The organism is Hominimerdicola intestinalis, from assembly GCF_054655215.1.
The window spans coordinates 248,009-269,448 of the sequence record NZ_BAAHNZ010000002.1; the positions used below are offsets into that span (position 1 = coordinate 248,009).

The window sequence follows — 21,440 nt, forward strand, 5'->3', positions numbered from 1 at the left end:
TCATGGTTTAGAATTTACCATTCTGATTCTGCCAAGTTGATTCTTCAGCAATCGTTTCCATGACATCCCAATGCTCAGCAATTTTACCGTTTTCAACACGCCACAAGTCATAATATGCTGTTTGAGCGCCGCCGTAAGTACCTTCACTTACTGCGAGAACATAATTACCCTGTGCAAGTACCATGTGTACTTTATCATAAATCATTTCAATTCCTGCCTCAGCAAGAGCGCCTAATGCTTCATTTAAGCCGGACACACCGTCGGCAATTGCGGTGTTATGTTGAATATAGGTATCACCATCAAAGTAATCCGGTGTTTTTTCGAGATTGTTACCCTGCATAACATCATAGAGGAAGTTTTCAACCAGCTTGCGGTTATCCTCTGTTTTGTCAAGGTCTTTAATCTCCGTTGTGCCATCCGTCTGTGTATGACCGGAAGGGTTTGGCTCAGCAAGAGCAGCAAGGTTATCCCAATGCTCAGCAATCTTACCATCATTGTCAAAGCGGAAGATATCAAATGCAACCTGATCACCTGCACCTGCAAAGTTGTATATGGTCTGTAGGAACACCTTATCTCCATCCTCAAAAGAACGAACGTTATTTACTGTTGTCTTTACGGGAGCAGACGCAAGGTAAGCAACCGAGCCTACAAAAGCGTCACGACCTGTGCCGTATGCGAGATTATGCTGAATATATCCCTCCGCAAGCAGGCTGGCAGCCTTTTCAGTATCACCGGCAGCAAAAGTATTAATGAGTTCGAGTGCCTTATGGATGTTTTTCATTGCAATTACCTCCAAATTCTTGAACTTTTATTTTCAAAAGCAGGCTTTTATCTGCCATACTGTCGTTATTAGCGAAGAAGGTTTACAGTCTTCGCCGTTATGAAACCTTATGAATTTGTTGTAACGTTTATTGTTACAACAGCATTATAACACGAATTTGTTGTAATGTCAATAGGTACAACATAATTATATTGAATTTTTCTCAACATCCCCAAAAGGTTATAAAAAAACGTGTTCTCAAGTCTGAAAACACGGCTTTAAAAGTTAATTATTTTCTTTTGCTATAATTTCCTGCACATCTTCTGCAACCTTGGCAAGAGTGATATTATCCATTTCAGCTTCCATTGCTTTTTGAACGCAATAAAGTTTTTCATCAAGTACATTATGAATATTTCTGCCAACAGGACACATGGCATTAGGATTTTCGTGAAAGTGGAATAACTCACCATTATCCACGCACTCTACTGCGTTATATACATCAAGAAATGTTATTTCTTCAAGCGGCTTTGCGATAGCAGCTCCGCCGCTTCCTCTTGCTACAGTAATAAGTCCTGCTGCTTTTAGCTGTTGTAATAACCTTCTGACAACAACGGGATTTACATTTATACTACCTGCCAGGAAATCGCTTGTCAGTTTGTAACTATCCTTAAATGTATCTATACACGCAAATATATGAATTGCTATAGTAAATCTGCTTGAAATTTGCATTATGAAACCTCCGAATTTTTATTTTAAATACAGTATAGCATATCCTTGTTGTAAAATCAAGAGTTACAACAAATCTCTTTTTATGCCTTACGAATTTAAACTGATGGCAGGGCAATAAAAAGAGAGCAGGTTTTCTTTTTATTGTATTCCGGTGGTAGCCTTAGTAATTCCATTCAGGTGTCGGGCATGAAGCAGGGCCGGGCAATATTGTTGCCAACTTGCGATTTTTTCTTTAATCTGCAAGTATGTTATATTGTAAACCTAACTGACTTGTAGCCTTTTTTACTGCGATTTCATCGGTCAGTTTCAGGAATTCCTATTTAAATTTTCAACTGTACTTTTCCATTTTTTGGTGTTTATCGACTCTTACATGATAACATTTCAATATGATAAGACAAAAATCATACACATACCTGGTGCAAATGCAACTCAAGTTGAACCGAATTATAAATTTAAAAATCCAGAAAAATAACATTATATAGTTTACAGGAGAATTAATCAAGATGTCCGATTTTCTCCCAACAATGAAGACTATTTCTGACAAATAACCTTTACAGCAAAATCATATATTAAAGCAAAAGAGTATCAGCCGCACATTACTGATACTCTTTTTGATTATAACTAAAACAATTCAGGCATTAAAAAAGCGCATAAAGTATGCGCTTTTTTAATGCCTGATAACATTGTATTAAGGCTGTATGGGGTGGATAGTGGGATTCGAACCCACGGTCTTCAGTGCCACAAACTGACGCGTTAACCAACTACGCTATACCCACCATAAGCTAATAAAAAAGCACGATTCGGCGGCAATCAGCCGTCCGTGCTTAAAAATATTGGCGCGCCTTACTGGACTCGAACCAGTGGCCTACTGCTTAGAAGGCAGTTGCTCTATCCAGCTGAGCTAAAGGCGCACATAGGATATACATAAAAATTGCACCATAAGGTGCATATTGGAGCGGGTGATGGGAATCGAACCCACATGACCAGCTTGGAAGGCTGGAGTTCTACCACTGAACTACACCCGCATATGTTAACTTGCCGAGCAAAGCTACATTCAAATTATCTCTCAATCAACGAAATTAATTATACCACAATAAAACCAACTTGTCAATACCTTTTTTCAAAAAAACAATAAAAAAATCGTAAGGCGGTCAATTTTGTGAATAACCGCCTACTTTTGCTTTTTATGTTGCTTAATTTTGTTTAAAATAGTGTCTTTAAAAAATAAACCTATAATTCCTATTACCATAAACGCCGCAACTATTCCAATAGCGATTTTAAAGTTTCCGCTTCCGACATTGCTGCCAAGAACAGTTGACATTATAATTGCCGGAAGCCTGCACGGCATTACATACATAAAAAAGTCCTTTGTGCTTACTTTAGTAAGGGGAACTATATAAGTCAATACGTCCTTAGGTATTCCGGGTATAAGATACAGTACAATAAGAATACCTGTAAGCTTCCTTTCATCCTGAAGGAATTTAAACTTTTTCAGCTGCTTTTCATCTACAAAAGCTTCGACGATCGGCGTTCCTATTTTCTTTACAAGAAGAAAGATCACAAGACTTCCCAGCACAACTCCCGCAAAGGAAAGAATAGCCCCGAAAAACCAGCCGAACAGCAATCCTCCGACTATTTGGATCGGCGGGACAATAGCTATAATTACCTGCAGCGCCTGTATTGCCGTAAATATCAAAACAGATACCGGTCCGCCGTATCTGCTGAGGGTTTCCTTTACGCTTTCCATTCCCTCGTCAGTACGCAGACTACTTATAAAAGGCCACATAAGATAGGTAGCGCCGGCCATAGCCGCAAAGAAAACTATCAGACTGATTATCTGTACTCTCTTACGGTGCTTGGCGGTATTTCTCTTTCGTTCCTTATCCTGCTGCCTGTATTCTTTTGTTTTGCTGTCCTTTTCTTTCATATTATTCAGCTCTCTCTTTTGAAAATTCTATTTTCTTCTGAGTATCTTTTTTCTGAACCAGTTTACATATATGTCGATCAGCTGACCTAAAAGCCTGTCATAAATAAAGAAAAAAGCGTTAGCTGCCAACCACATAACCATAATAGCGTATTTTCCGAACATTTCCATGCCCTCAAGCATATCGGCTCCGGCAAAAACAAACTGAAACAGCAGATAAAAAGCCGACGCCGCCGCATTGAACACTATGTATTTCACAGTCCACGAAGCAGCCCTGCTTTTTATTCTGTCCAGATAAAATTTTAATATTGGATAATATCCCATAAAAAGAATAAACAACAGCGAAGCCTGATAGTTCGGAGTTATAAGCAGACACAGAAAGCTTACTGCGGCATACGTAGTTACAGCCCACTTTGTGCTGGTTTCAACTATCATTATAACCATAAGAAAGCCTGCGAAGGTAGGAATAGTATAATCAAGCATAGGAAGAAAACCTGTACAGAACATTGAAAACAGGCATACCGCCGTAACGATCCCTCCGAGAGATACCTTAAACGCCAGTTTATTTCTCATATGCTCCTCCGATCAGCAGCACGGTATAAGATCTCCGCCCATCATTTCACAGCAGCAGTCGGCACAGCAAAGTGAAGTACAGCAGTCCATCGAGCCTGCCGGCTGATTCTGATAACCGACATTAGGATTACCTCTCATAAATCCGCCTCTCTGCTGATTCATCTGATTTACCGCAGCCTGATATTCAGGATTTCCCGGCTGCATCTGAGAAGCCGTTTGAAAATTTATATACGCATCGTTGAGCCAGCCTCTTGTATAGCATACGCTTCCCTTTAGGAAATACCATTCTGCGCCCCTCTGAGGCTGAGGCACTGTATCAAGCAGCCCGTCCGCACGGGTTATATCTCCCGTCTGGATCATTCGCCGTATCTCTTGATAATTGACCGCCCCGTATCCTCCTTCATAGGAAGAACCTGATGAATATCCTCCGCTTCTGCGTTCCGCCATTATCTGGTCGTATGCCGCATTGACCTCACTCATTTTTTCTTCTGCAACGTCGGCTATAGGACTGTCCTGATACTGATCGGGATGATATTTCTTGACTAGCTCCTTGTACGCTGACTTTACCTCGTCATCTGTAGCGCTGGGCGATACTCCCAGTACCTTATAGGGGTCTTTCATTTTTAATGACCTTTCCTTTCCGAGCCTTATTCCTTTTACAGCAAACCGAAACGGAGTCTGTCAGGCAAAGCTCACGGCTTGACACTAGCGATCCAAGCCTTTATTATTAATTTATCTTATTTTAATTATCTTAGTTATGATTTGGTTTTTTTCTGAAGGTTCCGTCACGGATCTGTTCAAACACATTTTTCAGGCCGAGATAAATAATATTGTCAATAATCGGCTTATACATTTGAATATCCAGCTTTACATATGCTTCGGCAAGCTCACCCAGAGTAAAATTCACGCTGTCCTCAGCATATTCGCACATAGACCTATAATCACTGTCCGACAACGCCTTGCCCTCTGAATCCCCGATTAAATAAAGCAGAGGATTATAGCCGCCGTTTTTACAGTCGTCCTTAACGTCGTCAAGGGCGTCACAGATATAAATATATCTTCCCAACAGATACCCGAACCGTTTCAGTGCAGGCTGCATCTCCTCATTATCGGAAAGACTGCCCGCAATTGCCTCCATCATTCCTGCCGTAGGCTCACAGGCCTTGTCTATACTCTGAGTTTTTTCAGCCTCGGTCTTACTCTGAAGCTTCATAAGCTCTTCAATAGTATCGGCAAGCTGAGGATATTTAATCCTCGCTTTTTTATATGAGCGCCTGAAAAACGGCAAAGCTGCCGCCGCAGTAAGCTTTCCTTTCAATCCCCTGTCGGCTAAGTCATCTCTTAGCTTATGGTATACAAGTATTACCGCTGCATACGCAGGATATTCAAAACCGGAACTGCATACGGCGCATACTCTTTTTTTAAGCGGATGAGCGATACACCTCTGCTTATCGGCTGTCAGTCTTTTACCGTTCAGCGACATATCCATCAAAGCCAGAAATGTAAAGTCATAGCTGAGAGTAAATCTGGAAGCAAGTCCGAACTCCCTGCCCATTTTTTTGCAGAGTCCGCAGTAAACTCCCTGATAGGTGTCAAATTCACATACTCTCATATACGGCTTGAAGGCTCTGACATATCCAAACATCAAATTCTCCTTAAATAATAATTATACCCTGCTATTGTGTAAAGGCTGTGATAATTCGGCAAAAACAAAACATATTCCTCATTATCCCGCAGCTCTGAATAACGTGATATATCCATTATTTATTATACTATCCGCATAATAAAAAGTCAATATAATAATTAACATAATTCATTATATTAAACTCAGTCCTAACTGTCTAAAGAAAAAGCCTATTTCCTTACGGCTGAGCTATAAAATGATACGCTGAGGACGGATATTTTTTTATATTGAACAAACACTGTTATTTAATTAAAAATCACTGGACTTTTACTTCTGTACATGATATAATTAAGTGTTAGATATTACAGCTTAAAATAAGGAGAGTATTAAATGATTACAGTTTCAAACGTCAGCCTGTCTTTCGGAGGACAAATGCTTTTCAAAGACGTTGACTTGAAGTTTACAGCGGGCAACTGCTATGGAATTATCGGAGCAAACGGAGCAGGAAAATCCACATTCCTCAAGATCCTCTGCGGTGAAATAGAACCGACTACAGGTGATGTTTCAATTGATAAGGGAACAAGAATGTCTGTACTCAGACAGGATCATTTCGCTTTTGACGAATATAATGTACTGGATACGGTAATTATGGGCAACAGACGTCTTTACGATATAATGCAGGAAAAAGACGCTTTATATGCAAAGGAGGACTTTTCAGAAGAGGACGGCGACAAAGCGGGACAGCTTGAAAGCGAATTTGCCGAACTTAACGGTTGGGAAGCAGAGTCTGACGCTTCAAAGCTTATTCAGGGTCTTGGACTTTCAGAGGATATAATGTATTCACAGATGTCCTCGCTTTCCGGAAATGAAAAGGTAAAGGTCCTGCTTGCGCAGGCGCTTTTCGGAAATCCGGATATTATACTTCTGGACGAGCCTACCAACCATCTGGATATTGACGCTATACGCTGGCTTGAGGATTTTCTTGCAGAATATTTCGGAACTGTTCTTGTCGTATCTCATGACAGACATTTTCTTAACAATGTCTGCACTCACATAGTAGATATAGATTATACAAAAATTAAAATGTACGTTGGAAACTACGAATTCTGGTATGAATCCTCACAGCTTATGCAGAGAATGATCAAACAGCAGAATAAAAAAGCTGAGGAAAAGATCAAGGAACTTCAGGAATTTATAGCAAGGTTCTCCGCTAACAAATCAAAATCAAAACAGGCAACCTCACGTCGAAAGCTTATTGATAAGCTTACTGTTGAAGAAATGCCTGCTTCGTCAAGAAAATACCCCTATATCGGCTTTAATATGGACAGAGAACCCGGCAAGGAAATTTTAAGAGTAGAAGGAATTTCCAAGACTGTTGACGGTGAAAAGCTGTTAAATAATGTTTCCTTTACGCTTGGCAGAACAGACAAGGTTGCTTTTATCGGTGAATCCGAGCAGGCTATCACTATGCTATTTAAAATTCTTATGGAAGAGGAACAACCTGACGAGGGCAGCTTTAAATGGGGTTCTACTACCTCCCGCTCTTATTTTCCGAAAGACAACAGCGAATTTTTTAACGGCTGCGATATGACAATAGTAGATTGGATAAGACAGTATTCCACTACCGAGGAAACCGACACCTTCCTAAGAGGCTTTTTAGGAAAAATGCTGTTCTCAGGCGATGACATATACAAAAAGGTAAATGTTCTGTCCGGAGGCGAAAAGGTAAGATGTATGTTCTCAAGAATGATGCTGTTCGGTTCAAACGTACTGCTGCTTGACAGGCCTACAAACCATCTTGACCTTGAAAGCATTACCGCTGTAAATAACGGTCTTAGTGATTTTAAGGGAGTAGTTATATTTGCTTCTCATGACCATGAAATTATGCAGACGGTTGCAAACAGGATAATCGAGATCACCCCCGACGGCTGTATCGACAGAATCGGAACCTACGATGAATATCTGGAGTTCAGGCGTGAAAAGGGAATGAGATCATATATAGAATGATCCGCAGTCATTAGAAAGAAGGCTAATAATATGACAAAATTATCTGAAAATATTAATTTGGACACACCTTCTGTAACGGATAATAATAAGCGTCTGAAAAGAAAAAAGAAGATCCGTATAGCTGCCATTTTAATTACGGCTTTGATTCTGCTGTATGCGGTTTCTTGGATCGGACTTAACGTAATCTACAGCAAAACCAAAGTACCCGACGGTCTTTCGGCGCAGGAAACTGTAGAGAAATACTTTGATTACTGGGACAGCGGCAATCTTAAAGGACTTAATCTTATCAAAACCGATCTATGTGCCGAAGAATTCATAGAAAAGGACGGTGCGCTTGTCGGCAGCGATAAGCGGGAACAACTGAAGTGGCATGAATGCTATTCCGCAGAAAATCTGCTGGACAATATTAAAATCACCAAAATAGAAGCAGTTAATGAAACTCTGAACAATAAAACAGATTATAATTATTATGAGCAGCAGGTTTTCAATGTACATTACAGTAAAACAATAGACGAGGGCGTACAAGGCAAAGTATCAGGAGATAACTTCACCTTTATAATGGTTTGCAGAGAAACCAAAGACAGTCCGTGGCGCGTCGGAGCAATTTTCACAGGATGGTAATCACTTTTATTCAGTAAAAAAGGGGTCAATATGAAAAAAGCAATAAAAATAATTATGATAATCTTTATTATGATCGCTCTGCTTGCAGGCTCGGCGGTTCTGTTCTGCTATTATAAGAACAGGCAGTATGAGAAAACCTCCGTTCCTGAAAACCTTTCCGCTTCAAATACAGTCAGACAATATTTTGAATATTGGAACGACGGAAATAACGTAGGCATGAGTCAGCTTACCTTTGCTGAAAGCAAATTCAATACGGCGGAAACAAAAAACTTTCTGCCGTCCCTGTACTTTTTCTGTACAATAGAATGCACCGAAAGTATTCTTCTGGACGAAAAGGCTAAAAATTACGACAGCTATTACGATAACGCGATCGTTTCAGCTTCATTTACATATAAAAGCACACCGGGCTTTGCCGACGACCGTTTTTCAAAGGAGAATACAGGCTGGTACTTTTATCTTGTAAAGGAAGAAGAAAATTCGCCGTGGAAGATAATAAGTTGGGAGCATAAATAAAAACACTTATTTATACAGTTAATAATATCCGAAAGGTTCTGATTTATATGTTTAAGACTGCTGCTGTATTTTCTGATAATATGGTTTTACAGCGAGAAAAAAATATTTCCGTCTGGGGCGAGGCTGACAGCGGAGCTGCTGTAACCGCAGAGCTTAACGGTAAAAAAGCCGAATGTACTGCAAATGACGGTAAATGGTCGCTGATTCTTCCTCCGATGCCGGCAGGCGGACCGTATGAGCTGCATATTGTATGCCGTACTGACAGTGAAGAATCCGTTATCTTCCGCAACGTTATGATAGGAGAGGTTTGGCTCTGCGGGGGACAGTCAAATATGGAGCTTGAGCTTCAAAATGCAAAAAACGGAAAAGCTGTTTTAGCTGAACTTACTAACGATATGCCTGTACGATTTTACTATACTAATAAAGTCGGAACGGTAAAAGCCGCCGAAGAAGCCGAAAGAGACTCCTGTTGGGGAATGTGTGACCACGAAGGCTCAAAGGCATGGAGCGCAGTTGGATTTTTCTTCGCAAGAAAGCTTGCAAAGGAGCTTGGAGTAACAGTAGGGCTTATCGGCTGCAACTGGGGAGGAACATCAGGGTCAGCCTGGGTAGACAGAAAAACTCTTGATATAAACAAAGAGCTTAATTCATACCTTGAAGAGTATGATAAAGCAATAGAGGGAAAATCGGTACAGGAGCAGGAAAAGGAATACGCTGATTACCTCGATTACGATAAGGCGTGGAATGAAAAATCGCAGGAGGTATATAAAAAAGAACCCGACGCAAGCTGGGATAAAGTTCAGGAGCTTTGCGGAGAAAACAAGTGGCCAGGACCTATAAACTGCGTCAATCCTTACCGCCCTGCCGGACTTTTTGAAACTATGCTTTCAAGAGTTTGCCCTTATACGCTCAGAGGTTTTCTGTATTATCAGGGAGAATCGGACGATCACAAGCCGAATACATACTATACTCTGCTTACAAGTCTTATATCTCTTTGGAGAAATATCTGGAACGACGAAAAGCTGCCGTTTATTATTGTTCAGCTTCCTATGTTTAAATATAAAAACGATCCAGACTATAAACACTGGTGTCTTATAAGAGAGGCTCAGATGAGAGCGTTTCAGACTGTAAAGAACACAGGTATCGCTGTTATTACAGACTGCGGAGAGCTTGACAATATTCATCCTACAGATAAGCTCCCCGTAGGAGAACGGCTGTGTCTACAGGCTCAAAAGCTTGCTTACGGCATGAACGTCAAAGCGTTCGGGCCGATATACAGTTCTTATGAATATATAAACGGCGGAATTAAGCTCAGCTTTGAGTATGCAGAAAACGGCTTTAATGTCAAGGATGAAGAACCAATCGGCTTTGAGATAGCCGGAGAGGACAAAAAATTTTACCCTGCTAAAGCCGAAATAACCGGAAATACAATATTTATCAGCAGTGAAAAAGTTTCTGCTCCCGTCTATGCAAGATATTGCTGGGTAAATTACGGCGAAGTTAACATATATAACGAAACCGGGATACCTCTTGCGCCATTCAGAACTCATAGAAACGACGTCTGATCACAAACCGGGCAGCCATTGCAAAAACGGCTGCCCGGTTATTTTTATACATAAAAAACTCTGACCTTATTTAAATAAGATCAGAGCTTTTTTATCTCTATTATACGACCGCTCCGTTATTTGGTCTTTCGGTTTTCTGCTTCTTGGCTCTCGACTTTTTAGAAGGGACCGGAGTCTTGTTTTTATTCTTCTTCTCCACATGATCCTGCCACATTACCCAGAGGGTAGGAGCAATACAGTTTGAGGAATAAACTCCTGCAAGCATACCGATTATAAGCGGAAATGCAAAGCTTATTATTGACGTAATATTGCATATCAGACAAACAACACATACTGTTGCCATAGCCAGAACCGTAGTTACTGTAGTATGTACAGAACGTCCCATAGTCTGAGTTATCGACAGGTTTACAAGCTCGTTCAGAGGCATTTTCTTTCCGAGCAGTCTGCGGTTTTCACGGATACGGTCGTAAACGATAATAGTTGCGTTTATCGAATAACCCAGTATCGTAAGCAGAACCGCCATAAAGTTTGCGTTTATATCAAATCTGAAAATTACAAAACAGCCGTAAACCATACACATATCATGTATAAGCGCCAATACCGCAAAGCAGCCGGCTGAAAGTCCGCCTATCTTTTTAAATCTGAAGCCTATATAAATAATAGTTACTATAGCTGCAAAGGCACAGGCAACCAGACACTTGAAGAAAAATTCCGTACCGTTTGAGGCGGCAATATCATTGGATTCAAGCAGATCTATATTATTGTCCGCAAATCTGCTTTCCATAGCGGTTTTAAGCTTTTCCTGATTTTCATTGCTTATACCCTTCTTTGAGGAAAGGGAGATCTTGATAGTAGTATCGTTGCTGGAGAAATTTTCTCCCTTCGTAACTACAGCGCTTTCGCCTATAGTATCGCTTACAAGCGTTGAAACCTCATTGGTATCTATATCGCCTGTATATGTATAGGTTATTATCGTTCCGCCCTTGAATTCAATAGCTACGTTAAGACCGATAACAGCTGTAATAATTATAAATACTGCAATAAGACTGCATGAAACAGTATAAAATATCTTGCGGTGAGAAGTAACGTTAAGTGATTTATTTTTCTTTTCCTTAAGTTCAGCAAGCTTCTCTTCAGTATCCGGAACTCCGTAAAATCTGCGGTTCTTGAAGCATTTGAATTTTGAGAGCGAAGAAAGCATCAGCCTTGAACAGAAAATTCCGAATACAAAGTTAAGAATAATACCTACCAAAAGAGTATATCCGAGAGAATAGATCGTTCCGGCAGTAGCCGCTCCGAACATAAAGAATATAGGCTTTAGTATAGTGCCGAATACACTGTCCGTAGGCCCGAACGCACCCATTAGAATTACAGCTACAAACACTACTGTGATATTTCCGTCAAATACTGCGCTCCATGCACGCTTATAACCCATTTCGATCGCACCGTTAAGGGTCTTTCCGTTGCGCAGCTCTTCCTTTATACGCTCTGCCGTTATAACGTTGGCGTCAACGCCCATTCCTACTGCAAGAATTATACCGGCAATACCAGGAATAGTTAGTGTAAAGCTTTCGATATTTCCGAAGAAACCTGATATACATGCTATAGAGCCTACAACCTGTCCTATCAGAGCAATTGAAGCAACGAATCCCGGAAGCCTATAAATAACTATCATATAAATTGCAATGATAATAAAAGCGATAACTCCTGCAATAAGCATTGCGTTTCTCGCTCCCTCTCCCAAGGTTGCAGAAATTATATTCGTACTTGAGGTAGTAAGCTTGAACGGCAGAGAGCCTGCGTTGATCTTGTCTGCTAGCGCCTTTGCAGTATCATAAGTAAAGTTACCGGTGATCTGCGCCTTGCCGTCGGTTATTGCGCTTTCAACATTAGGAGCTGATATGCTTTTATCGTCCATCCAGATCGAGATCTGTCCCTTGCCTGCAAGCTCAGCTGTAGCGTCGGCAAATTTCTTTGCACCCTCGCTGTTGAGCGTAAGTCCGACTCCGAATTTTACGCCGCCTGTCTTTTCGTCCTTATACTGCTGAGCCTCAGCCTTTTTGACGTCTGTTCCCGTAAGAACCTCTTCTCCGTCGGCATTAGTTCCCTTTCTGAAAGTAAGTACAGCAGTTTCACCCAGCTCTGATACCGCAGCCTCCGGATCAAAATTCTCTTCTCCGGCCTGCCACGGGAATGAAACCATTACTCTGTCCTTGGAGTAATCAACATAAACCTCGCTGTCTGTAATATTAAGACTTATAAGACGCTGTTCTATAACAGCCTTTGCCGCGTCCATCTCATCGTCCGTAGCATTGTATCCGTCCGCAGGCTGAAAGGTCGCATTAACGCCGCCCTGAATATCAATACCCCAGCGTATTTCGTCCGCGCCCTTTATGTAGGTCGTTTTTATATCGCCGTACTGAGTATGAATTCCGGCAAACGTAAGATAGCCTAAACCCAGAATACAAATAAGAACTATAAAAAACACGGGTTTTTTAACTCGTCGCACGATTGTTCCTCCTAAAATTTATTCTATGCGTATTTTGTCAATTCCGCACGCACATTCACTTTATAATTATAGTGCTTTTTTATGCAAAAGTCAATAGATATTGAAAAAAATGAAGACAGCAAAGCGCACAATTTTCAATAAATTTCTTGTATACCATAAAATTGCACTACAGCCCTTATACTTTTATAGATTCAGGAAACTATAATACTGTTGAATTGCACAAATATATTCGTATGCTGTTATATTATTTCACATTATACACAAAAATATAAAATTTATATACCGGTATGTTGCTTTATGTAACTGTAAGACGTGTTATTAATAGATACATTTAACAACGAAACGGGGAAACGATATTGAAAATTATTACCGCAGGAATATACAATATAATTTTTCTATTGCTTTTTATAAGCAAAAGGGTGATGCTTAATGAAGTCTGCCGCTAATAAAATATTTCATTGTTTATATGCAATACTGTTTATATATATCTTCGTAAACGTAGTTATTAACTATTATTTGGAAGAACGCCTTAATACGGCTCTGTTCGGTATGCTATTTCTCGCCGCTGCCCTGATGATTTTTAAAACGGTAAAGCGCAGGGAAAGAATAAACCGAGAAATCAAAACCTACCCGATCTTACTGCTGATTATAATATTAATGACAGCAATACAGATTTTTCTGATAATAAGTCTTGACTATAAGCCTGTTTATGACAGTAAAATAGTTGATACTGCCGCTAGGGATTTTGCCCGTACAGGAACTTTTGACGGAATACACGGACAGTATTATTATTTTTCACGCTATACGAACAACTGGGGAATACTGGTTTTTCTGTCGCTGATATACAGAGCTATATATCTTGTTTTCGGAAGCATTTCTCGGTATGTGCCCTCTGTTATAAATCTTATCGCAATTCAAGGATCGGTAATACTGATGTACTTTACTGCAAAGCTTATTTTCAGAGATAAGACACGCCCTCTTTTCTGTGCCGCCCTTGCGGCTTCAATGCCCGTATTGTATCTTTACACGACTATTTTTTATTCTGATACGCTGAGTATGCCGTTTGTATTAGGCTCAGTTTATCTTTACCTGAGAGCGCTCAGATCGAAACGTTTATCAAGAAGCATAATACAGCTTGTTTTCAGCGGACTGCTTGCAGGAATGGCTTTCAGTATAAAAGGCAGCGCTGCCGTACTGATACCGGCGTTTATTATCTATTTTCTCTTAAAGATCGGCTGGAAGCGTGCGCTGTGCTTTTCAATAATCTTAATTACGACTTTCAGCACATGGTGCATTTCATTTAATAAGGCGGTAATGCTAACTGACCTTACCACGCAGGAGCTGCTGGAAACCGTCAAATTCCCGCCTACTCACTGGATAATGATGGGACTCAGAGGAAATGGCGGCTACAGCTGGAGCGACAGGGATTTTACCAAAGGCTTTAAAACCTATGATGAGAAAAAGGCCGCCAATATTGAAGAAATAAAGCTCAGACTTGAACAATATGACGCTCAGAGCTTTTTTAAGCACCTGAATCAAAAAATTAATTTTACTTGGAACAGCGGAAAGTTCTATTCAGTCCATCATCTGAAAAAATGTCCTAAAAGCTCTCTAATGTATACTATACGAAGCGGAAAAAAGTTCAAATTTTATACTGACGGTGTTCATTTAGCAATGCTTACACTTATGCTGCTGTCGTTTATTTACGGAGCGGTTCATTCAAGAAAAAAGCCTGTGTCCCTTATAAGACTTTCCGTATTCGGACTTGCTCTTTTCCTGCTTATATGGGAAACCCGTTCCAGATATCTGGTTAATTTTCTGCCGTTAATGTTTATAATCTGCGCCGATGGCATGAATTATCTGAATGGACTTGTTTCGTATATTATCAACAAACTGTCCCCTGGAAAAGGTGCAGATAAAAAATACCGGAAAACGTATTAAATCGTTTTTCCGGTATCTTATTATCTTAACGCCTGATTATCTGTTCATAAGCGCTTTTACTTCCTCAGAAGTAAAATGATAAGCCTTATCGCAGAAATGACACTTTACCTCTGTAATCTCATCATGCGAAAGCTCTTCAAGCTGTTCCCTGCCCAAAGAGACCAATGCCCGCTCTACTCTTTCCCTTGAGCAGTCGCAGATATAATCGACCTTGAAGTCGTCAAGCACATTAGGCTCAAGCCCCTCAAGCGCCTTCATAGCTATATCCTCTGCGGATAGACCGTCCGATAACATAGAAGTTACCGACTTCATTGACCGTATATTCTTTTCGATCATATCCGCCGCCTCATCAGGTGCAAACGGAAGCAGCTGTATCAGAAAACCTCCTGCCTGAGCGCAGGTAAGATCCGGATTTACAAGTACCCCCAAAGCGCATACGCTTGGGACCTGTTCGCTGACTGCAAGATAACTTGTAATATCCTCGGCGATCTCTCCGGATACTATCGGTATCTGACCCGAATACGGCTCTTTAAGTCCAAGATCCTTGATAACGCTTAATGTTCCGTCCGTTCCGACCGCTCCTCCTACGTCCAGCTTACCGACGCTGTTGAGCGGAATTTCAACTATCGGGTTCTGTATATAGGACTTAACGTTGCCGAAGCTGTCCGAAACTGCAATAAGCGTTCCCGCAGGTCCTCCTCCCGCAATCCTAAGGGTAATGGAATCGTCCTTTCCTTTAAGGCCGAAACCCAGAAGCGAAGCTCCCAGCGTAAGTCTGCCCAGCGCCGCGGTACATACCGCAGAGGTCTTATGTATCTGTTCAATACGAGCGACAATATCTCTGCCGTCAATGGCGCTGCATACAACCGAAGCGTCCTTACTGATAACTCTTACTATTCTTCCCATTTATACGAATGTACTCCTTTCAGACTTTTTAATACCTTCCGCCGCTGCCGGCATACTGCTTCAGCTGTTTATTTTCCTGACAACGTAAACGATCCTCTCCGAATCTTCAGCAGGAGGAGCGTCGGTATAGCCATCGTATTCCCCAAGTACCTCAAAGCCTGCTTTATTAAGGCACTGACGTATAAGCTCACGAGAATAGGCCTGCTCCGCAAAGCTTTCCTGATAACGGTCATAGCCGCCCTGTCCGTTTCTTTCAAAAAAGTCTAAATATATATCAACAGAACTGTCCTCAGCATTATATTCATTCTGCCATACGCAGAAAAGTCCGTCAAGATCATAGACGAAAGCATTATTTGAAAGCACTTCCCTATGCTTATAAACTGTATTTACGTCAAAAATAAACAAGCCGTCCGGATATGCAAAAAGAGAAACTCTTTCAAAGACTTTCATTACAGCTTCTATATCCGTCAGATGATTTATACTGTCAAGAGTGCATACGGTAACGTCGACAGTTCCGTACATATCAAGCTTTGTCATATCCTGACAAAGATACTGGATCGGCAGACCGCTGTCGTATTTCTTGTCAAGCGCTGCGTTAAGCATTTGCTCGGAGCTGTCAATGCCTATAACGTCATAACCCATTTTTGCAAACCGTTCGCACAGTGAACCTGTTCCGCAGGCTATATCCAGCAGTATATTTTTCCTGCCGCCGAAGCGTTCCACATACCTGTCCACAGCCGCAGCGATTTTATCATACTCAACATTATCTGTCAGCCTGTCGTAAAACCAGGCAAACTTGCCGTACCCGCTCATTAACCGTTGTCCTTATCCTTTTTTTCCTTCAGCCTGTCAAATACGATACTGTATCCGCCGCTTCCGTCATAGGAAATTGAACGGTTTACTCGGCTGATAGTAGCGGTAGACGCTCCCGTTTCCGAAACTATATCGCTGTAAACATGATTTTCAGTCAGCAGCTTCGCTACCTGAAAGCGCTGGGATAAAGCCTTCAGTTCGGGAACAGTGCAGAGGTCTTTGAAAAAAGCCCTGCAATCCTCAATAGTCTGCAAACAGAGAACCGCTTCAAAAAGATCGTCAAGATTTTTTATTTCCTTTTTTTCCATCATAATAACGCCCGTCCGCAAATTCATATATATAAATATGAAATAGCGTACACAGACCCGCCTCCTCTTACTGTTTATTGTACTTCTCAGCAAAAAGCCCTTTACTTATCATAGTGTAAAGTGCTAAACTACCTAATGCTATTTTAGCACATCACATAATAAAAGTAAAGGGGTTTTAATAATTTTTATTTATTTCTTTTTCTCGGAGTAAGAAAGCCTGAGCCGATATCCGAACTGCGGTCATCTTGCGGCTCTTCTTTAAAGTCTTCTTCTGAGCTGTCTGACGGTATGCCGGCCTCCGCGACCTCCTCTATGATTTCCCTGAGCCTTTCAACGCCCTCTCCGGTAACAGCTGAAAACTCAACGCACACTATATCCTCAAAGCACGGTATCTCTTTTGCAAATTCAGCCATACGGGCTTTTCTTGCAGACAGTTTAAGCTTATCGGCTTTCGTGAAAACTATTGCAAACGGCATTTCATTTTCGATCATAAAATCTATCATCTGCAAATCATCGGCAGTAGGCGAATGACGCATATCTATAAGCTGAAAAACAAGCTCAATATACCTTTCGGGACTTGCAAGATAGCCGCCTATAAGCTCGCTCCATTCCCGCTTTAGGTTTTTGGCCGTTTTCGCATAACCATATCCGGGAAGATCCGCAAGATAAATATTCTCCAGCGAGAAAAAATTGATCGTTACGGTTTTGCCGGGAACAGAGCTTACCCTCGCAAGTGATTTTCGGTTAAGAAGCTTATTTATCAGCGACGATTTACCGACGTTCGATCTGCCGGAAAAGGCAATTTCGATCCTGTCAGGCTTCGGCATCTGCGATAAACTTCCGAATGACGTAAAAAACTCCGCTTTATTAAAATTCATATGTCACCTATTTCTGCACTGCCGCTTTACTTGCCCTGCGAACAGGCTTTTTTACTATTTCATAGGTTATGTCCTCGGGATTCGGTTTCCTGACCAGTGCGGCGTCAAGAACGTCTTGTATCTTTTCTGCGAAAATAAATTCAAGTCCAAGCTTTACCGTATCGTCGATCTCGTCAAGATCGCCCATATTTTCCTTGGGAACTATTACTGTCTTTACTCCCGCCTTATATGCCGCCATTGTTTTTTCACGAAGCCCCCCTATAGGAAGTACATTTCCTCTTAGGGTAATTTCGCCTGTCATTGCTACGTCCGAACGCACCGGAATACCGCTTAGCGCAGAAACCAACGCAGTAGTCATAGTTACGCCGGCAGAAGGCCCGTCCTTTGGAACTGCCCCTTCTGGAGCATGAATATGCAGATCGTTTTTCTCATAGAAATCGGAAGAAATTTTATATTTGTCTGCAATACTTCGGACAAGGCTTACTGCAATTTTAGCCGATTCCTTCATTACGTCTCCCAGCGAGCCTGTAAGCTCAATCTTGCCCTTGCCGTCAAGTACAAGAACTTCCAGAGGCATAATAACTCCGCCGACAGATGTCCATGCCAGACCGTTTACGCAGCCAACCTGATCTTCCTTTGAAACAAGCTCCGGCAGATACTTTTTATGACCTAGATATGCTTCGAGATCTGCGTCCTTAAAGGTTACCTTTACAGCTCCCTCCTCGACTATCTCCTTTGCCGCCTTTCTGCAAAGAGAGCCTACGGCCCTTTCAAGCTTACGAACCCCCGCTTCTCTTGTATAGCCGTCTATAAGCGCATAGATACCGTCGTTTGTAATACGCATCTGCGACGCTTTCAGTCCGTTTTTGGCAAGCTGCTTTGGGATCAGATGCTTCTTTGCAATATTAAACTTTTCCTCTCTGGTATAGCTTGAAAGCTCAATGACCTCCATTCTGTCAAGCAGCGGTGGTTGGATAGTTTCAAGCGTATTGGCTGTAGTTACAAAAAGCACGTCGCTCAGATCAAACGGAAGCTCTATATAATGATCCCGGAACGAGAAGTTCTGCTCGGAATCAAGCACCTCAAGCATAGCTGATGACGGATCTCCTCTGAAATCATTGCTCATTTTATCAATTTCGTCAAGCAGTATTACAGGATTCTTTGTACCTGCCTGTTTGATCGCATTTATTATACGTCCTGGCATAGCGCCGACATAAGTCTTTCTGTGGCCTCTTATATCGCTTTCGTCCTTTACTCCTCCGAGTGAAACACGGACATACTTACGGTTCAAAGCTCTCGCTATAGATTTTCCGATAGAGGTCTTTCCGACTCCCGGAGGGCCGACAAGACAAATTATCTGACCCTTTATATCTGGTGTAAGTGATCTTACGGCAAGATTTTCAAGTATTCTTTCCTTTACTCTCTTCATTCCGTAATGATCCTTGTCCAGAATCTGCTGCGCCTTTTTTATATTTGTCTGATCCTTGGAATATTTATTCCAGGGCAGAGAAATGCAGGTATCGAGATAGCCTCTTATCACAACCGCCTCCTGCGAGCCTGAAGCCATTCTTGACAGCCTTCTTACCTCGGAAAAAAGCTTTTCCTCTACCTCCTTGCCGGCATGAAGCTTATGTATTTTATCTATATAGTTCTGGATCTCATTTGCATCGCTGAAATCTTCTCCGTAGCCGCCTTCGCCAAGCTCGTTCTGAAGCGCCTTGATCTGCTCTCGGATATAGAATTCTCTTTGATTCTGTTCAATTGCGGCGTGAACCTGCTCATGGATCTCGGCTTCCAGCGTAAGCACGTCAATCTCTCTAGACAGAACTGACAGCAGAAACGCCGTTTTCTCACCTGCCGAGGGTATCTCCAATAGCTGCTGCTTATCGGTAAAAGGCAGAACTATATTAAACGCTATAGCTTCAAAAAGCGACTTGGCGTCAGCCGCTCCCATAACCTGAGTATACAGCTCCTGCGGCATTCTCGGAAGAACTCTTGCATAATCTGCAAAGACCTCCTTAAGCTCCCTGAAAAGCGCAGTAATTTCGTTATCGCTCAGAGTTTCACGGCTGTAATTAGCCATATCCCTGACCTCGGCTTCATAGCAGGCATCTGTGTCGATAAGCTCGACAAGCTTTGCTTTCTGCACGCCTTCCACCAGACATCTGTAAACTCCGTTGGGGGTTTTTACTATCTGTTTTACCTTTGCTACCGTTCCTATTTTATATACGTCGTTTTTCTCAGGACGTTCTACATTTACATCCTTCTGTGCCACAAGGTAAACGTATCCGCCGCTTTGAAGCGCATTTTTCATTGCTTTTACCGAGCCTGCACGTCCTACGTCGAAATGCATTACCATATTAGGGAATACCACAAGTTCTCTTGTAGGTACGCAAGGATATATCTGTACTCCTGAACTTTCCTTTATATTTATATTATCTTTCATAGCTGCTCCTATCTATATTTACAATAATCTACATTTTTTATATTCAACTTCCGATTTCAAATATATAATACCACATTTTATTAAACTTTGCAACCCCTAATGTATACTAAATTACTGTAAATTTACATTCCTGTTTATTACAAAACAAAAAGAGATACCCATAAACGGATATCTCTCAGCTTTACAGTTAAAATTTAATCTGCAACATACGGAAGAAGCGCCAGATGACGAGCTCTCTTAATTGCTGTAGTAAGCTCTCTCTGATGATATGCGCAAGTGCCTGTTACACGTCTGGGAAGAATCTTAGCTCTTTCAGTCATGCACTTTCTCAGCTTCGCAATATCCTTATAATCGATTTTTTCAGCTCTGTCTACACAGAACATACAAACCTTCTTACGACCTCTTTTAGCAGGTCTATTATTTCTTTCCATGATTAATCCTCCTTACTCAACATGATGACTTTCAGATCAGAAAGGTACTCCGTCGTCGCTTAATACCTCGAAATCATCAAGGTCGCCTATATTCAGTGCGTCATTGGCGGGCGCACTGCCGTAATTGTTATTCTGCGGCTGAGAATTGCCGGAATAATTACTATTCTGCTGATAATTATTATTCTGGTATCCTCCGTTGTTAGGATTCGAGCCGTAATTATTCTGATAACCACCCTGACCCTGCTGCTTCGGTTCTCCTGTAAAGGACGTATTATCCACAAAAACCTCGGTAACATAATGTCTTGTGCCGTTTTTATCATCATAGGTACGGGTCCTGAGCTGTCCTTCAACGGCTATCATTCTGCCTTTGGCAAAATACTTGCCGATAAATTCAGCACGCTGATTCCACGCTACGCAGTTAATAAAATCCGTCTGCCTTTCTTCGCCGGGCTTAGTATAGCCTCTGTCTACAGCAATAGTAAAGGAAAGCACACTAGCTCCGCCCGGAGTCTGACGCACTTCAAGATCCTGCGTGATTCTACCCATCAAAATAACTCTGTTAAGCATAACTTTTCCCTCTTTTCAATCGGCCTTACTTTACTGTGATCAGAAAACGGATAACTCCGTCTGTGATCTTGAGAACACGCTCAAGCTCAGCAGGGAAAGATGTTTCGCTTGTGAAATTCCACAATACATAATTTCCTTCTGTTTCGTAGTTAATAGCATAAGCCAATTTACGCTTGCCCCAGTCGTTCATTTCAACATTGGTCGCATTCGCCTCGATCATCTCGTTGAACTTAGCGGTAAGATCCTTTACAGCATCCTCACCGGCCTTTGAGCTGAAAACAACAACAGCCTCGTAAGTTTCATTAATCTTTGCCATTACTTGCAC

At 41.5% G+C, this 21,440-nt stretch carries 20 protein-coding genes and 3 tRNA genes; 5 read left to right on the top strand and 18 right to left on the bottom strand.

The window, feature by feature from the left end; genetic code table 11:
• Positions 1–7: 7 nt before the first annotated feature.
• The 9 genes from ACYQ0H_RS03545 to ACYQ0H_RS03585 form a co-directional block, all read right to left on the bottom strand.
• Positions 8–781 (bottom strand): nuclear transport factor 2 family protein, encoded by a 774-nt coding sequence (locus ACYQ0H_RS03545; RefSeq protein WP_459811465.1) that lies wholly within the window; start codon positions 779–781, stop codon positions 8–10.
• 264 nt (positions 782–1,045) lie between these two features.
• On the bottom strand, positions 1,046–1,489 hold the full coding sequence (locus ACYQ0H_RS03550) for an Rrf2 family transcriptional regulator (protein ID WP_459811466.1): 444 nt from the start codon (positions 1,487–1,489) through the stop codon (positions 1,046–1,048).
• A gap of 699 nt (positions 1,490–2,188) precedes the next feature.
• Positions 2,189–2,265 (bottom strand) — tRNA-His (locus tag ACYQ0H_RS03555).
• Positions 2,266–2,323: 58 nt separating this feature from the next.
• A tRNA-Arg gene (locus ACYQ0H_RS03560) sits at positions 2,324–2,400 on the bottom strand.
• A gap of 40 nt (positions 2,401–2,440) precedes the next feature.
• A tRNA-Gly gene (locus ACYQ0H_RS03565) sits at positions 2,441–2,514 on the bottom strand.
• Between the two features lie 146 nt (positions 2,515–2,660).
• Entirely contained in the window at positions 2,661–3,416 is a 756-nt protein-coding gene (locus ACYQ0H_RS03570) for a TVP38/TMEM64 family protein (protein WP_459811467.1), read from the bottom strand.
• A gap of 27 nt (positions 3,417–3,443) precedes the next feature.
• Positions 3,444–3,986, bottom strand: a complete 543-nt coding sequence (locus tag ACYQ0H_RS03575) for a hypothetical protein (protein ID WP_459811468.1) — start codon at positions 3,984–3,986, stop codon at positions 3,444–3,446.
• 12 nt (positions 3,987–3,998) lie between these two features.
• Positions 3,999–4,607, bottom strand: a complete 609-nt coding sequence (locus ACYQ0H_RS03580) for a J domain-containing protein (protein ID WP_459811469.1) — start codon at positions 4,605–4,607, stop codon at positions 3,999–4,001.
• A gap of 130 nt (positions 4,608–4,737) precedes the next feature.
• A complete protein-coding gene (locus ACYQ0H_RS03585; protein ID WP_459811470.1) occupies positions 4,738–5,631 on the bottom strand; it encodes a DUF5685 family protein in 894 nt (297 codons plus the stop codon).
• Between the two features lie 369 nt (positions 5,632–6,000).
• Between ACYQ0H_RS03585 and ACYQ0H_RS03590 the strand changes: the two genes are divergently transcribed.
• The 4 genes from ACYQ0H_RS03590 to ACYQ0H_RS03605 are packed head-to-tail and all read left to right on the top strand — an operon-like array spanning position 6,001 to position 10,316.
• Entirely contained in the window at positions 6,001–7,617 is a 1,617-nt protein-coding gene (locus ACYQ0H_RS03590) for an ABC-F family ATP-binding cassette domain-containing protein (RefSeq protein WP_459811471.1), read from the top strand.
• A gap of 30 nt (positions 7,618–7,647) precedes the next feature.
• Positions 7,648–8,238 carry a DUF4829 domain-containing protein gene (locus tag ACYQ0H_RS03595; protein WP_459811472.1) on the top strand — a complete coding sequence of 197 codons (591 nt, stop codon included), beginning with the start codon at positions 7,648–7,650 and terminating at the stop codon, positions 8,236–8,238.
• Positions 8,239–8,268: 30 nt separating this feature from the next.
• Positions 8,269–8,751, top strand: a complete 483-nt coding sequence (locus tag ACYQ0H_RS03600; protein ID WP_459811473.1) for a DUF4829 domain-containing protein — start codon at positions 8,269–8,271, stop codon at positions 8,749–8,751.
• Between the two features lie 47 nt (positions 8,752–8,798).
• The gene (locus ACYQ0H_RS03605; RefSeq protein ID WP_459811474.1) at positions 8,799–10,316 is read left to right on the top strand and encodes a sialate O-acetylesterase; all 1,518 of its coding nucleotides are present in this window, start codon (positions 8,799–8,801) and stop codon (positions 10,314–10,316) included.
• Positions 10,317–10,416: 100 nt separating this feature from the next.
• Here ACYQ0H_RS03605 and secF read toward each other — a convergent pair whose 3' ends face one another.
• Positions 10,417–12,825 (bottom strand): protein translocase subunit SecF, encoded by a 2,409-nt coding sequence (secF, locus tag ACYQ0H_RS03610; RefSeq protein WP_459811475.1) that lies wholly within the window; start codon positions 12,823–12,825, stop codon positions 10,417–10,419.
• A 429-nt stretch (positions 12,826–13,254) separates the two neighbouring features.
• Here secF and ACYQ0H_RS03615 point away from each other — a divergent pair, with 429 nt between their 5' ends.
• Positions 13,255–14,766: a glycosyltransferase family 39 protein gene (locus tag ACYQ0H_RS03615; protein WP_459811476.1), complete on the top strand. Its 1,512-nt coding sequence runs from the start codon at positions 13,255–13,257 to the stop codon at positions 14,764–14,766.
• Positions 14,767–14,802: 36 nt separating this feature from the next.
• Here ACYQ0H_RS03615 and hslO read toward each other — a convergent pair whose 3' ends face one another.
• From hslO to rpsF, 8 genes are all read right to left on the bottom strand, one after another.
• Entirely contained in the window at positions 14,803–15,672 is an 870-nt protein-coding gene (gene hslO, locus ACYQ0H_RS03620) for an Hsp33 family molecular chaperone HslO (RefSeq protein WP_459811477.1), read from the bottom strand.
• 60 nt (positions 15,673–15,732) lie between these two features.
• The gene (locus ACYQ0H_RS03625) at positions 15,733–16,485 is read right to left on the bottom strand and encodes a class I SAM-dependent DNA methyltransferase (RefSeq protein WP_459811478.1); all 753 of its coding nucleotides are present in this window, start codon (positions 16,483–16,485) and stop codon (positions 15,733–15,735) included.
• Positions 16,485–16,796, bottom strand: a complete 312-nt coding sequence (locus ACYQ0H_RS03630; RefSeq protein ID WP_459811479.1) for a YerC/YecD family TrpR-related protein — start codon at positions 16,794–16,796, stop codon at positions 16,485–16,487. The genes ACYQ0H_RS03625 and ACYQ0H_RS03630 overlap by 1 nt, the downstream gene beginning before the upstream one ends.
• A gap of 182 nt (positions 16,797–16,978) precedes the next feature.
• Positions 16,979–17,671: a ribosome biogenesis GTP-binding protein YihA/YsxC gene (gene yihA / locus ACYQ0H_RS03635; RefSeq protein ID WP_459811480.1), complete on the bottom strand. Its 693-nt coding sequence runs from the start codon at positions 17,669–17,671 to the stop codon at positions 16,979–16,981.
• A 7-nt stretch (positions 17,672–17,678) separates the two neighbouring features.
• On the bottom strand, positions 17,679–20,117 hold the full coding sequence (lon, locus tag ACYQ0H_RS03640; protein ID WP_459811481.1) for an endopeptidase La: 2,439 nt from the start codon (positions 20,115–20,117) through the stop codon (positions 17,679–17,681).
• A 194-nt stretch (positions 20,118–20,311) separates the two neighbouring features.
• Complete coding sequence (gene rpsR / locus ACYQ0H_RS03645; RefSeq protein ID WP_459811482.1) at positions 20,312–20,548, bottom strand: 30S ribosomal protein S18; 237 nt, start codon at positions 20,546–20,548, stop codon at positions 20,312–20,314.
• 36 nt (positions 20,549–20,584) lie between these two features.
• On the bottom strand, positions 20,585–21,115 hold the full coding sequence (locus ACYQ0H_RS03650) for a single-stranded DNA-binding protein (RefSeq protein ID WP_459811483.1): 531 nt from the start codon (positions 21,113–21,115) through the stop codon (positions 20,585–20,587).
• A 25-nt stretch (positions 21,116–21,140) separates the two neighbouring features.
• The gene (gene rpsF, locus ACYQ0H_RS03655) at positions 21,141–21,431 is read right to left on the bottom strand and encodes a 30S ribosomal protein S6 (RefSeq protein ID WP_459811484.1); all 291 of its coding nucleotides are present in this window, start codon (positions 21,429–21,431) and stop codon (positions 21,141–21,143) included.
• Positions 21,432–21,440 lie beyond the last annotated feature (9 nt).

Coding starts and splice junctions, on each gene's coding strand:
- hslO (WP_459811477.1), bottom strand. CDS start 15,672: ATGGGAAGAATAGTAAGAGTTATCAGTAAGGACGCTTCGGTTGTATGC.
- ACYQ0H_RS03650 (WP_459811483.1), bottom strand. CDS start 21,115: ATGCTTAACAGAGTTATTTTGATGGGTAGAATCACGCAGGATCTTGAA.
- ACYQ0H_RS03595 (WP_459811472.1), top strand. CDS start 7,648: ATGACAAAATTATCTGAAAATATTAATTTGGACACACCTTCTGTAACG.
- ACYQ0H_RS03585 (WP_459811470.1), bottom strand. CDS start 5,631: ATGTTTGGATATGTCAGAGCCTTCAAGCCGTATATGAGAGTATGTGAA.
- rpsF (WP_459811484.1), bottom strand. CDS start 21,431: ATGGCAAAGATTAATGAAACTTACGAGGCTGTTGTTGTTTTCAGCTCA.
- ACYQ0H_RS03600 (WP_459811473.1), top strand. CDS start 8,269: ATGAAAAAAGCAATAAAAATAATTATGATAATCTTTATTATGATCGCT.
- rpsR (WP_459811482.1), bottom strand. CDS start 20,548: ATGGAAAGAAATAATAGACCTGCTAAAAGAGGTCGTAAGAAGGTTTGT.
- ACYQ0H_RS03615 (WP_459811476.1), top strand. CDS start 13,255: ATGAAGTCTGCCGCTAATAAAATATTTCATTGTTTATATGCAATACTG.
- lon (WP_459811481.1), bottom strand. CDS start 20,117: ATGAAAGATAATATAAATATAAAGGAAAGTTCAGGAGTACAGATATAT.
- ACYQ0H_RS03625 (WP_459811478.1), bottom strand. CDS start 16,485: ATGAGCGGGTACGGCAAGTTTGCCTGGTTTTACGACAGGCTGACAGAT.
- ACYQ0H_RS03550 (WP_459811466.1), bottom strand. CDS start 1,489: ATGCAAATTTCAAGCAGATTTACTATAGCAATTCATATATTTGCGTGT.
- ACYQ0H_RS03545 (WP_459811465.1), bottom strand. CDS start 781: ATGAAAAACATCCATAAGGCACTCGAACTCATTAATACTTTTGCTGCC.
- ACYQ0H_RS03590 (WP_459811471.1), top strand. CDS start 6,001: ATGATTACAGTTTCAAACGTCAGCCTGTCTTTCGGAGGACAAATGCTT.
- ACYQ0H_RS03580 (WP_459811469.1), bottom strand. CDS start 4,607: ATGAAAGACCCCTATAAGGTACTGGGAGTATCGCCCAGCGCTACAGAT.
- ACYQ0H_RS03575 (WP_459811468.1), bottom strand. CDS start 3,986: ATGAGAAATAAACTGGCGTTTAAGGTATCTCTCGGAGGGATCGTTACG.
- yihA (WP_459811480.1), bottom strand. CDS start 17,671: ATGAATTTTAATAAAGCGGAGTTTTTTACGTCATTCGGAAGTTTATCG.
- ACYQ0H_RS03570 (WP_459811467.1), bottom strand. CDS start 3,416: ATGAAAGAAAAGGACAGCAAAACAAAAGAATACAGGCAGCAGGATAAG.
- ACYQ0H_RS03605 (WP_459811474.1), top strand. CDS start 8,799: ATGTTTAAGACTGCTGCTGTATTTTCTGATAATATGGTTTTACAGCGA.
- ACYQ0H_RS03630 (WP_459811479.1), bottom strand. CDS start 16,796: ATGATGGAAAAAAAGGAAATAAAAAATCTTGACGATCTTTTTGAAGCG.